The organism is Aquabacterium sp. (genome assembly GCF_041909175.1).
In the GTDB taxonomy this organism is placed as follows: Bacteria; Pseudomonadota; Gammaproteobacteria; order Burkholderiales; family Burkholderiaceae_C; genus Aquabacterium.
Genome location: NZ_JAYRDZ010000006.1, coordinates 280234 through 292409 on the forward strand (window position 1 = coordinate 280234; position 12176 = coordinate 292409).

At 61.1% G+C, this 12176-nt stretch carries 9 protein-coding genes; 5 read left to right on the plus strand and 4 right to left on the minus strand.

Annotated elements, in window-relative coordinates; translation table 11 throughout:
* Positions 1 to 11 precede the first annotated feature (11 nt).
* Entirely contained in the window at positions 12 to 1172 is a 1161-nt protein-coding gene (locus tag ACE3PH_RS11225; protein ID WP_374318922.1) for an FAD-dependent monooxygenase, read from the minus strand.
* A gap of 185 nt (positions 1173 to 1357) precedes the next feature.
* Here ACE3PH_RS11225 and ychF point away from each other — a divergent pair, with 185 nt between their 5' ends.
* From ychF to ACE3PH_RS11240, 3 genes are all read left to right on the plus strand, one after another.
* Complete coding sequence (gene ychF, locus ACE3PH_RS11230) at positions 1358 to 2449, plus strand: redox-regulated ATPase YchF (protein ID WP_374318924.1); 1092 nt, start codon at positions 1358 to 1360, stop codon at positions 2447 to 2449.
* 145 nt (positions 2450 to 2594) lie between these two features.
* Complete coding sequence (locus tag ACE3PH_RS11235) at positions 2595 to 4151, plus strand: methyl-accepting chemotaxis protein (protein ID WP_374318926.1); 1557 nt, start codon at positions 2595 to 2597, stop codon at positions 4149 to 4151.
* Positions 4152 to 4280: 129 nt separating this feature from the next.
* On the plus strand, positions 4281 to 4871 hold the full coding sequence (locus ACE3PH_RS11240; protein WP_374318928.1) for a chemotaxis protein CheW: 591 nt from the start codon (positions 4281 to 4283) through the stop codon (positions 4869 to 4871).
* A 21-nt stretch (positions 4872 to 4892) separates the two neighbouring features.
* Here the strand turns inward: ACE3PH_RS11240 and ACE3PH_RS11245 are convergent, their stop codons facing one another.
* A complete protein-coding gene (locus ACE3PH_RS11245) occupies positions 4893 to 7397 on the minus strand; it encodes an ABC transporter permease (protein ID WP_374318930.1) in 2505 nt (834 codons plus the stop codon).
* A gap of 93 nt (positions 7398 to 7490) precedes the next feature.
* Between ACE3PH_RS11245 and ACE3PH_RS11250 the strand changes: the two genes are divergently transcribed.
* Entirely contained in the window at positions 7491 to 8240 is a 750-nt protein-coding gene (locus ACE3PH_RS11250; protein WP_374318932.1) for a YoaK family protein, read from the plus strand.
* 117 nt (positions 8241 to 8357) lie between these two features.
* Positions 8358 to 9791, plus strand: a complete 1434-nt coding sequence (locus tag ACE3PH_RS11255; protein WP_374318934.1) for a methyl-accepting chemotaxis protein — start codon at positions 8358 to 8360, stop codon at positions 9789 to 9791.
* A 32-nt stretch (positions 9792 to 9823) separates the two neighbouring features.
* Here the strand turns inward: ACE3PH_RS11255 and ACE3PH_RS11260 are convergent, their stop codons facing one another.
* Positions 9824 to 10870 (minus strand): adenosine deaminase, encoded by a 1047-nt coding sequence (locus tag ACE3PH_RS11260; RefSeq protein ID WP_374318936.1) that lies wholly within the window; start codon positions 10868 to 10870, stop codon positions 9824 to 9826.
* 119 nt (positions 10871 to 10989) lie between these two features.
* Positions 10990 to 12147, minus strand: coding sequence for a BMP family ABC transporter substrate-binding protein (locus ACE3PH_RS11265; RefSeq protein ID WP_374318938.1), 1158 nt, complete (start codon positions 12145 to 12147; stop codon positions 10990 to 10992).
* Positions 12148 to 12176: the final 29 nt, after the last annotated feature.

A 12176-nucleotide genomic window follows, 5' to 3' on the forward strand; every position in this document is an offset into this window, starting at 1 on the left:
GTCCTTGCCTGTCAGGCATCCAGAGCCCGGCCAACCAGCCACTGCTTGACAGCAGGCAGGCGGTCCACAAGGCTCATGCCGGTATTGCGTAGCGATTTGATCGCCTGACGGTCATCAGCGAACAGGTTGAGCAACCCATCGGTCAGCCATTGCATGCTCTGGGTCGGCGCAACACGGCGGCGAACATACCGGCGCATCAGTTTGTCGTCACCGGCAGAACGCCACGATTCACATCGCTTGGCTTCACCCAACACCGACGCCAGGGTGTCCACATCAGCCAACCCCAGATTCAAGCCCTGACCGGAAAGAGGGTGTACCTGGTGCGCGGCATCGCCCACCAGCACCCAGCCCGGCCCATGCCAGCGCTGAGCCTTGGCCACAGCCAGCGGCCATGCCGCCACCTGAGATGCCAGCGTCAACTCGCCAACCGTGTCACTGGCTGTGGGGTCGGCCTCACACAGCGCTGCTTGCAGGGCCGCTGTGAACTCTGCCTCAGGCAAGCCCAACAATGCTTCTGCCCGCTCCTTCGGCAGGGACCAGACCAACCCATAAGAGGCGCCTGGCACCGGATCCTGAAAAGGCAGCAAGGCCAAGATATCCGGGGAGCGGAACCATTGCCTCGCCACGCCACGATGTGGCTGGCTGGCTTTCAGGCGAGCGGCCACACCCCAGTGGCCGTAATCGGTTCGCTCGAATTCCACACCCAGCGCGGCGCGGGTTGTGGAATGCTTGCCCTCGCAGATCGCCAGCAAGTCAGCCTGAACAGGTACTTGCCCAGCTTGCATGGGCGGCACGATCTCAACCCGGGGCGCGTAACGCAAGGCTTCGCCCAGCAGACGATCCAGCGCCGCAGCATCCACAATCCAGGCGAGCTCGGTCACCCGCTGCTGCCACGCGGAAAACTCCAGCGCGCCCGCTGCATCACCCCGGATGACCATGGACTCGACCGGTGTCGACCAGGCCTTGAGTTGGGGCCAGATGCGCAAACGCTCGAGCAAGGCAATGGAGCGTGCATTGAGGGCATAGGCACGGATATCGGGCGCGACAGAGCTTGCCTGGTCGATCTGCCCGGCCAGCGCCACCCGCCAGCCGTCTCCGGCCAGCGCCAAGGCCAGCGCACGGGCCACCGCACCGGAACCGCTGACACAGATGTCAAATGCTTGAGAACTCATGCAGGCATTCTAGTGACCTTGCAAACGGCCGCCCGGAGTCATGGCACCAGCGCTGCGATTAATTACAATACGCGGTTACAGCGAACGCACTTGATCAAGCGCATCGCCCTCCTCCCGAACACGAATCGATCTGGCACGAAGCCTGACCTCCAGGCTTCGCCCTGCCAGATTTCAAAGGAATTTCCATGAGTCTCAAATGCGGCATCGTGGGTCTGCCCAACGTTGGCAAATCCACCCTCTTCAACGCGCTGACCAAGGCCGGCATCGCCGCTGAGAACTACCCCTTCTGCACGATCGAGCCCAACGTCGGGGTGGTGGAAGTGCCTGACCCCCGCCTGGATGAGCTGTCCAAGATCGTGAACCCGGAACGCGTGGTGCCCGCGATTGTGGAATTCGTGGACATTGCTGGCCTGGTGGCTGGCGCATCCAAGGGTGAGGGCCTGGGCAACCAGTTCCTGGCTCACATCCGTGAAACCGACGCCATCGTCAACGTGGTGCGCTGCTTCGAAGACCCGAACGTGATCCACGTGGCTGGCAAGGTCGACCCGATCGCCGATATCGAAGTCATCCAGACCGAACTGTGCCTGGCCGACTTGTCCAGCGTGGAAAAGGCCCTGATCCGCGCCCAGAAGACGGCCCGTGCCGGCGACAAAGAAGCACAGGCGCTGTGCAAGATTCTGGAAAAGTGCAAGGATGCGCTGGACCAGGTCAAGCCCGTGCGCGCCATCGACTTTTCGAAGGAAGAGCGCGCCCTGCTCAAACCGCTGTGCCTGATCACGGCCAAGCCGGCCATGTTTGTGGGTAACGTGGCCGAAGATGGCTTCGAGAACAACCCCCTGCTCGACCGCCTGAAGGAATACGCAGCGGCCCAGAACGGCCCTGTGGTGGCCATTTGTGCCAAGACCGAAGCCGAACTGGCTGAAATGGAAGACGAAGACCGCGCCCTGTTCCTGGCCGAAATGGGTCAGGACGAGCCCGGCCTCAACCGACTCATCCGCGCCGGCTTCAAGCTGCTGGGTCTGCAAACCTACTTCACGGCAGGCGTGAAGGAAGTGCGCGCCTGGACCATCCACGTCGGTGACACCGCCCCGCAAGCTGCTGGCGTGATCCACACTGACTTCGAACGCGGCTTCATCCGTGCACAAACCATCGCCTTTGACGATTTCATCCAGTTCAAGGGTGAAGCCGGCGCCAAGGATGCCGGCAAGATGCGCGCAGAAGGCAAGGACTACATCGTCAAGGACGGTGATGTGCTGAACTTTTTGTTCAACGTCTGACAATCTTGGTGTTCAAGATCATGGGTTGGCCTCAAGTGTGACGGATTGAGGCCGATACCACCCCCAAATCGCCCGAGTGGAGACCCCGCAAAGGCGAGATCCTTCTAGTAGTACAGACGGACCTTGTCGGTTCGGGGGATGATCCATGAATCTCACAGATACCATGCGGTATTTCACCATCCGTACGCGGATGATTGGCGCCATTGCTGTCGTTCTGGCGCTGTTGATGGTGGTTGGCGGGGCTGGCTTGGCCGGCATGCTTCGCAACCAGTCCCTGAGCGACGAATTCCGCCAACACTCCTTTGCAGAGGTGCAAGACCTCTCCCGGATGCGTGATGCACTGGGACAAATGCGTCGCCTGGAAAAGCAGATTTTTCTCCAAGCCGGACAGTCGGACGCCCTGACGCGCTCTGTGCAGTCCTGGCAGGCCAGTGCGGATGCCCTGCAGACTCAGTCCAGCAAGATGCTGGAGGGCGAAGAAGATGAGGACAACCCCATCGTCCGCAACCTGCAAACCAACCTGAAAGAGTATCGGGACGCCCTGACTGCCAAGACCACCGAACTGGCAGGCGGCGCACTCTCGGCAAACGATGCCATGGCGGCCTTGTCTGCCTCCATCGCCAAAGCCGATGCCATGGACGGTCAACTCAACGACATTGAGAAGATCCTGCTGACCGAAGCAGAAAGCAACACCGACGAACAAAAGTCAGCCGTCACGTACACCGAGGCGGCCTTTGTGATTGCGGTGCTGGTTGCCATGGTGATTGTGGCGCCGCTCACCCTGTTGAACATGATCTCGATCTGCCGTCCGCTGGAACAGGCTCGCGGCCTTGCCCAGGCGATTGCCCAAGGTGACCTCCGCACTCAACTGCGGGTAGCGGGCCAGGACGAAGCCAGCGATCTGCTACGCGCGCTGCTGAACATGCAAAACTCGGTGCAGAAAATTGTCGGTGACATCCGCAGTTCCGCCGAATCGATCGAAGTGGCCTCCAACGAGATTGCCAGTGGCAACATGGACCTGTCGACCCGGACCGAAAGCACGGCTTCGAGCCTGCAGCAAACGGCCAGCTCCATGGAGCAACTGACCGGCACCGTGCGTCAAAGCGCTGATGCGGCCAACCAGGCCAACCAGCTGGCACGGGGTGCCGCAGATGCCGCACACCGCGGCAGCGACATCGTCTCGAACGTCGTCAACAGCATGGAAGACATCGACAGCACCAGCCGTCGGATCAATGACATCATCAGCGTGATCGATGGCATTGCCTTCCAGACCAACATCCTGGCGCTGAACGCTGCGGTGGAAGCCGCACGTGCTGGTGAGCAAGGTCGCGGCTTCGCTGTGGTGGCCGGTGAGGTCCGCGCACTGGCCCAACGCAGCGCCACTGCAGCGCGCGAGATCAAGCAACTGATCACGGCGTCCAGTGAAAAGGTCGAGTCGGGGACCAAGCTGGTCCACGATGCCGGCGCAGCCATGCAGGAAATCATGAGCAGCGTGCAGCGCGTCTCCGACATCATCGGGGAGATCAGTGCGGCCGCATCCGAGCAAAGCTCGGGCATCGGTCAGGTCAACCAGGCAGTCAACAGTCTGGACCAGATGACCCAGCAAAACGCTGCATTGGTCGAGCAATCTGCGGCTGCGGCTGCCAGCCTGAAAGACCAGGCTCAGCGCTTGACCGAATCCATGTCGACATTCCGTATCTGAGTTCACACATTTTTGTAACAGGGCCTCAAGGTAGGCGCCGGCACAGCCGACATACCGACAAGAGCCCTCGTGTGACCTCTGCCAGCAGGCGCTCTCCCGCTGGTAGCCAACTGATCAAGGATGACGCATATGGAAGCCGTAATGGAAGCCGCACCGCAATCGACACTGGCCCCTCGCACGGCATCAGGCCTGCAACCGGGCAAGCTGTCGTCCCGCAGTGATTCCTCCCGTCAGGCCATTCAGACGGGCTCCGGACGCGAATACCTGACATTCCGCCTGGGTAGCGAGGAATACGGGATCGACATCCTGAAGGTCCAGGAAATCCGCTCGTACGAACAACCGACCCGGATCGCCAATGCGCCCGCCTACCTGAAGGGCGTGGTGAATCTGCGCGGTGTGATCGTGCCGATCGTGGATCTGCGGGTCAAATTCAACTGCCTGAACGACCTGGGCGAGGCTGAAATCAACAGCTTCACCGTGGTGATCGTGCTCAACGTGCGCGGCCGCGTCGTTGGTGCCGTGGTGGACTCGGTCAGCGACGTGATGCAACTGGCCGAGCAAATGATTCAGCCGGCGCCGGAGATGGGCTCGTCGCTGGTGGACACCAGCTACATCACAGGCATCGCCAATGTGGCAGAACGCCTGCTGATTCTGATGGACATCGAGTCCCTGATGAGCAGCTCCGATATGGGGCTGATCTCCAGCCTGACCCAGGACTAAGTTACCAAGGCGTGCCGCCGATCAGTCGGCACGCCTCAGGGTCATCACCACGGGGCGCTGCATGACGCCCCGGAGACTGAGACGGCCCACCAGCGCCGTGACCACAGCCCCTGCTGCCGCCCCCACCAGCAGCCACCACAGAGGGGCATGCCAGGTGAACTCGAACACGCGGCTCGCCAGCACCCATCCGATCAGCAGCGCAGCCGCCGCGGCCAGCCCGCCCGCCAGTGCGCCAACCGAGATCAACTCGACACGCTGAACCTTGCCCAGCAAGCTACCCGAAGCGCCCAGCGCACGCATCACGGCCCAGTCTTTCGCACGCCGCTCACGCGAGGTCCACAGGCCCGCACTCAGCACCAGCACACCGGCTGCCAGCGTGAACACAAACAGGAATTCGACCGCCGCGATGACCTGGGAGACGATGGCATGGATCTGTGCGAGGGTAGATGACACATCAATGAGCGTGATGTTGGGAAACCGCTGGACCAGTTGCCGGTCCAGCACGTCACCGGACGGTGCCTTGAATGCCGTGATGTAGGTAACCGGCCAGTCCGGCATGGTCTTGCGGGGTGCCAGCACAAAGAAATTGACGCGCATGGACGACCAATCAACCTTGCGCAGGCTGGTGATGCGCCCGGTGATCGCCGTACCCGCCAGATCGAAGCTCAGCCGGTCACCCAGCTTCAATCCGAGCGTTTTGGCCAGACCTTCTTCAACGCTCCAGGCATCAGGCTCTTCGGGCACGAATCGGCCGGCCACCACCGGGTTGTAGGAAGGCGCCTCGCCGGCGTGGCTGAGGTTGAACTCACGCTCGACCAGACGCTGGGCGCGCTCATCGGGGAACTGCTCTGCCCGGACCTCACGGCCATTGATGCTGACCAGCCTCGCCCGAACCATAGGAAACCAGTCATAGTGCTTCACACCCTGGGCCTGAAGCTGCTGTTGAAACGCCTCAGCCTGATCAGGCTGGATGTTGATGACAAAGCGATCAGGCGCATCAGGCGGCGTGGCGGCACGCCAGCTGGCAATCAGATCGGTGCGGAGCAACACCAGCAGAATCAAAGCCAGCAGCCCGACCGCCAGTGAAGACACCTGCACGATGGTGGTGCCTGGCTGGGCAGCCAACTGCCGAATGGCCAGCACGAGCCAGGATGGCAAGCCTTGTCCATGCCGGGACAACAGCCAGCGCAGCCCTGAGACGATGACGTAGGTGCAGGCAGCAAAGACAAGCAGGGCCACACCGAACCCACCAAGCGCAATGCCACCCAGTTTGATGTCCCGCGCGACGGTCAGCAGCAAACCGACCAATGCTGCGCAGCCTGCCGCCCACGCAGACAGAGAGGCCGCTTTGAGCTCTCCCAGATCGCGTCGCAACACCCGCAATGGCGGCACCTGGGCCAACTGCAGCACTGGCGGCAAGCCGAAGCCACAAACCAGCAAGACACCCACACCCAAACCGAGCGCGAGCGGCATCCAGCCCGGCGCAGGCAAGGTCACCGGGATCAGGTCACCCAGCAGGCCGATGAACACACCGTGACCCAGCCAGCCCAGCAGCAGGCCGATCACACTCCCGATCAAGCCGATCAGCAGGAACTGCACGGCAAAACTGGCGGCCATGCGTCGCTGTGTCACCCCCATTACCCGCAACACCGCGCACTCATCCAGGCGCTGCTGGGCAAAATCGCGCGATACCAATGCGACCGCCACAGCAGACAACAGCGCGGCAAGCAAGCCAACCAACCGCAGGAACAAGCCAGCCCGATCCAGGGTGGCGCGCATTTCGGGACGCCCCTGTTCCAGGGTTTCGATGTGCAGCCCGCGCACCTGTCGTGAGGCCTGCTGAGCCACAGGCTGGAAACGCTGGACAGCAGCCCCTGCGACCAGCAAGCGGTAGGTGATGCGACTGGCTGGCTGAACAAGTTGCGTCGAGGGCAAATCAGACAGGCGCATCATGACCCTGGGCGAAAAGCCCATGAAACCGGCGCCCCTGTCGGGTTCCGTGGCAATGACAGCGGCAATTTTCAAACCTGCCTCGCCCAGCATCAAGTTGTCACCAACGCGGAGGTTCAAACCCGTCAGCACCGCGGGATCGACCCACACGGAGCCGGCTGGCGGGCCACCTGCCGGCGCAGTCACGGTTTGCTCGCCCTGTGCACGCAGCGTCACATGGCCACGCAATGGGTAGGCGTCTCCAACCGCCTTCAAGGCCACCAGCTTGCTTTGTCCACCCGCCTGGTCAGGCGCACGGGCCATGCTGGCCATTGCCGCCGTATCGGTGGTTTGCAGGCCCTGTGCACGGGCAGACTGTTTCAGATCTGCAGGCACGGGCTGGTCAGCCACCACCACCAGATCAGCCCCCAGCAACTGAGCCGCATCCCGATTCAGACCTTTCTCGATCCGGTCGGCCAGGAAGGCAACAGCAGACAGAGCGGCCACGGCGAGCACCACAGCCACCAGCAACAAATTAAGCGTGCCAGACCGCACATCTCGCCAAGTTTGCTTGAGCGCCCAACGCCAAGCTGGCACGAGATTTGATCGCACAGAAGTCATGAAATTGCGGACAGGTTCAAAACAATGCGATCATCCCAGTTTTCCGCCGCCAAGACTTCCTTTGCTGTCATGCCACTTGACTACCTGCGGGGATTGACTGCGCTCGAGCGCACGCAACAGTCCAATCTTCACCTGGGCATTTCACTCGCCTTCATCGCGGGTGCAGCCAACGCGGGCGGGTTTCTGGCTGTAGGTGAATACACCTCGCACATGACGGGCATGCTCTCCGGCATGGCTGACAACCTGGCATTGGGCAATTTCAAGCTGTTTCTGGCCGGGTTGGGCTCACTGCTGTGCTTTCTGTCTGGGGCTGCCACATCGGCGATCCTGATCAACTGGGGCCGGCGATCGGGCTTGCGAGGGGTGTACGCCTACCCGCTGATGCTGGAAGCCGTGTTGCTGCTCATCTTCGGCCTGGTAGGCGCCAAGTACAACGAGTCCGCCTACGAAGACATTTCGATCACCATCGCCCTGCTGTGCTTCGTGATGGGCTTGCAAAACGCCATGATCACCAAAATCTCCAACTCGGAGATTCGCACCACGCACGTGACCGGGATGATGACCGATATCGGCATCGAGTTGGGCAAGATCCTCTACTGGAACCGCTCGAAAGATGCCCCCGGCTACACCAAGGTGGCAGCCAACCTGCGCAAATTGCGCACGCACCTCTGGCTGGTCGGTGCTTTCTTCCTTGGCGGCTTGCTCGGTGCGCTGGGCTATAAATATGTGGGCTTCAAAGCCAGTATTCCGCTGGCGATTGCATTGGCGGTTCTGGCCTCCGGTCAATTCATGCCCAGGCATATCTTCCTGTTGCGCTGAATCCCGCTGAGGCGTGACACCGATCACGCCACAACTCATGTTTGGACGGCATCGGCTACAGAAATCGTCCGCTTATCCGATATGGATGCGTCAGATCTGACACAAGAGAAGCGCATCATGAATAAGAACACCCCCGCTACCCCGACCATCCTCCAGAAATTCACACCGGATCACGCCATCCTGGCCGTGGCCGTCCTTTATGGGCTGATTGCCCTGTGGATTGGCTCTGAATTTGGCCAACTGGGAACCGCAGCAGGTGTCAGCGCGGTGTTGCTAGGGCTGGGTGCCGGCGCATTTCTGATTGCGCCCAACTCGTTGCTGTCTCGCTGCGTGCTGGCGGCGGTCACCATGTGTTTTGTCGCCTTGCATATTCAGCTGGCGCTGGGCATGACCGAGTTTCACTTCGGCGTCTTCGTCACCCTCGCTGTGTTGCTGACCTACCGGGACTGGCGCCCTATCTTGCTCGCCGCGGGCTTGATTGCCGTCCACCACGTGGTCTTTGACCGCATGCAGATGGCTGGTGCCGGTGTCTACTGTCTGCCTCAGGCCAACTTTCCCAAGGTGCTGATTCACGCAGGTTACGTCGTGCTTCAGACCCTTGTTGAAATCCCCGTGGCCGTGCGCATGGCAGCAGCTGCTCGCCAAGGCATGGAGTTGCAGCGCATCGCGGCCGCAACCGACCGCGATGGTGCGGTCAACCTCTCGGTCAACCACCTGGAAGTCGATGACCCAATGGCGCGGCAACTCAAGCAGATCATGATGCAGCTCGGCCAAGCCATGGGAGATGTGCAGTCTGCGGCACAAACCATTTCGCAGGCATCGCAGGAAATCGCTGCGGGCAGCCAGGATCTGAGCTCGCGTACCGAAAACACGGCCGCAAGTCTGCAGCAGACGTCATCGTCCATGGCCCAACTCACCGAGGCCGTGCACCAGAGTGCTGAAGCGGCCCGCCAGGCTAATCAGCTTGCCAGCAGTGCAGCCCAATCAGCCCACCGTGGTGGGTCGGTAGTGGCCCAGGTGGTTGAAAGCATGAGCGACATCAATGCGGCCAGCCACAAAATCAACGAAATCATCAGCGTGATTGACGGCATTGCCTTTCAGACCAACATCCTGGCGCTCAATGCCGCGGTGGAAGCCGCTCGCGCAGGTGAACAAGGCCGGGGCTTTGCCGTGGTGGCCGCCGAGGTTCGCTCACTGGCCCAACGCAGCGCCAATGCAGCGAAAGAAATCAAGACCCTGATTCACAGCTCGACAGAGAAGGTGGAATCGGGCACCCAGCTTGTGCATCAGGCCGGCGACACGATGAAGGAGATCGTGGACAACGTCCAGCGCGTCTCGGACATCATCAGTGAGATCACATCCACCACCAGCGAGCAGTCTGAAGACATCGGGCAGGTCACTCAGGCCATGACGCAGCTGGACCAGATGACCCAGCAAAATGCCGCCATGGTGGAAGAATCAGCCGCGGCAGCCGCCAGCCTGAAGGAACAGGCCCAACACCTTTCAGCCGTGGTCAGCGTCTTTGAAATCGACGGTCGCCACCGAGCTTGATTGAACCGGGCCGCTCAGCGGCCCGGATGTGCTCAGGCTGCAGCCGTGAAGGATGCAAACGTGGCGTCCAGCCGGGCAATCCAGCCGGCCTTGGCCTCATCAGTTGCAAAGCTCGCCTCAAAGCTGTTGCGTGCCAGCGTGTAGGCAGCGTCGGCATCCAGCCCGAGACCGGCGAAAGTCTCAAGGAAGTTCTGGTTCAGATAACCGCCGAAATAGGCCGGGTCGTCCGAGTTGATGGTCACCTTCAGGCCGGCATCCAGCAGGGTCTTCAGGTTGTGGTCGGCCATGGTCTTGAAAACGCACAGTTTCACGTTCGACAGCGGACACACCGTCAAGGGCATGCCTTCTGCAGCCAGCCGCTTCACCAGCGCGGCATCTTCCACGCAGCGCACACCGTGATCGATGCGCTCCACCTTGAGGATGTCCAGCGCATTGATGATGTACTGCGCCGGGCCCTCTTCACCAGCGTGAGCCACCACGTGCAGACCCAGTTCACGGCAACGTGCAAACACCTGGGTGAATTTCTCGGGCGGATGACCGCGCTCACTCGAGTCCAGCCCCACACCGATGAACAGGTCGCGCCAAGGCAGCGATGCTTCCAGCGTCTTGATGGCGTCTTCTTCTGAGAGGTGACGCAGGAAACACATGATCAGGGTGGCATCGACGCCGAGTTCGGCTCGGGCACGATCGCAGGCACGGCTCAGGCCCTTGATGACGGTCTCGAACGAGACGCCGCGTTCCGTATGGGTCTGCGGGTCGAAGAACAGCTCGGTATGCAGCACGTTTTCAGCTGCGGCCTTGGTCAGGTAAGCCCAGGCCATGTCATGGAAGTCGTCTTCCTTGAGCAGCACCGAGGCGCCGGCATAGTAGATGTCCAGAAAACTCTGCAAGTCCGTGAAGGCATACGCCGCGCGCAGCGCTTCGACGCTCGAATAGGCCAGTTGGACACCGTTGCGCTGGGCCAGCGCAAAGATGAGCTCAGGCTCCAGGGAGCCTTCGATGTGGATGTGCAACTCGGCCTTGGGCATGGCCTGCAGCAAGGCAGGCAAACGATCGGACGAAACAGCGTATTGGGGCATGGGTTGCTCTCTTGGCAGAACAGCGATGGATCACTCTAGCAAAAAAGGCCCCCTCATCGGGGGCCTTTCCTTGACCGGTCAGGGAAGACGGCCCAGGTCGGGCCGCTCACCCAACGCGATTACTTGGCTGAAGGCACGGCACCTTCCACGCCCTTGACGTAGAAGTTGATGCCGCCGAGGAACTTCTCGTCAGCCACCACGTCCTTGGCCAGCACTTCCTTGCCGGCCTGGTCCTTGATCGGACCCTTCCAGATCACGAAGGAGCCATCCTTCAGGCCAGCCTTGATCGTGTCAACCTTGGCCTTGACATCGGCAGGCACGGCATCGGAGATCGACACCAGGTCGATCATGCCTTCCTTGTAGCCCCACCAGGTGTTCTCGGTCTTCCAGGTGCCGTCGATGGCTTCCTTGGCGGCCTTGATGTAGTACGGACCCCAGTTGATGATGCTGGAAGCCAGGTGAGCCTTGGGACCGAACTTGCTCATGTCGGAGTCCCAGCCGAAGGCGTACTTGCCAGCCTTTTCGGCGGTTTGCAGCACGGCGGCGGAGTCGGTGTTCTGGAACAGCACGTCAGCGCCCTGGTTCAGCAGGCTTTGTGCGCCTTCGGTTTCCTTGGGAGGATCAAACCAGCTGTTCACCCACACGACCTTGGTCTTGATCTTGGGGTTCACGCTCTGGGCGCCCAGGGTGAAGGAGTTGATGTTGCGGATCACCTCAGGGATTGGGATCGAGCCAACGACACCCAGGGTGCCGGTCTTGCTCATCGAGCCGGCGATCACACCGGCCATGTAAGCGCCTTCAAAGGTACGGCCGTCGTACACGCGCATGTTCTCGGTCGTCTTGTAACCGGTGGCGTGTTCGAACTTGACGTCCTTGTTGTCGGCGGCCACTTTGAGCATGGGCTCCATGTAGCCGAACGAGGTCGCGAAGATGACCTTGTTGCCTTGTGCAACCAGGTCACGGATCACGCGTTCTGCATCCGGGCCTTCGGGCACTTTTTCCACGAAAGTGGTCTTGACCTTGTCGCCCAGTTCGGCTTCGAGGGCCTTGCGACCATTGTCGTGAGCGAACGTCCAGCCAGCATCGCCGACGGGGCCGATATAGACGAAGGCAACCTTCAGGGGGTCTGCCTTGGCGGCCGCAGCCGATGCGGGCTCAGAGGCAGGGGCCGGTGCGGCCTCTTCCTTCTTGCCACAACCGGCCAGGGCGGCTGCCGTGGCCAGACTGGCCCAACCGGCCAGCTTCAGCAAAGAGCGTTTGGACATTGCTTGAGTCATGTCATCTCCAGGGTTGAACAAAGCAAATC

Bases quoted from the DNA above. Each gene is read 5' to 3' on its own strand.
- ACE3PH_RS11225 (WP_374318922.1), bottom strand. From the start codon at position 1,172: ATGAGTTCTCAAGCATTTGACATCTGTGTCAGCGGTTCCGGTGCGGTG.
- ychF (WP_374318924.1), top strand. From the start codon at position 1,358: ATGAGTCTCAAATGCGGCATCGTGGGTCTGCCCAACGTTGGCAAATCC.
- ACE3PH_RS11235 (WP_374318926.1), top strand. From the start codon at position 2,595: ATGAATCTCACAGATACCATGCGGTATTTCACCATCCGTACGCGGATG.
- ACE3PH_RS11240 (WP_374318928.1), top strand. From the start codon at position 4,281: ATGGAAGCCGTAATGGAAGCCGCACCGCAATCGACACTGGCCCCTCGC.
- ACE3PH_RS11250 (WP_374318932.1), top strand. From the start codon at position 7,491: ATGCCACTTGACTACCTGCGGGGATTGACTGCGCTCGAGCGCACGCAA.
- ACE3PH_RS11255 (WP_374318934.1), top strand. From the start codon at position 8,358: ATGAATAAGAACACCCCCGCTACCCCGACCATCCTCCAGAAATTCACA.
- ACE3PH_RS11260 (WP_374318936.1), bottom strand. From the start codon at position 10,870: ATGCCCCAATACGCTGTTTCGTCCGATCGTTTGCCTGCCTTGCTGCAG.
- ACE3PH_RS11265 (WP_374318938.1), bottom strand. From the start codon at position 12,147: ATGACTCAAGCAATGTCCAAACGCTCTTTGCTGAAGCTGGCCGGTTGG.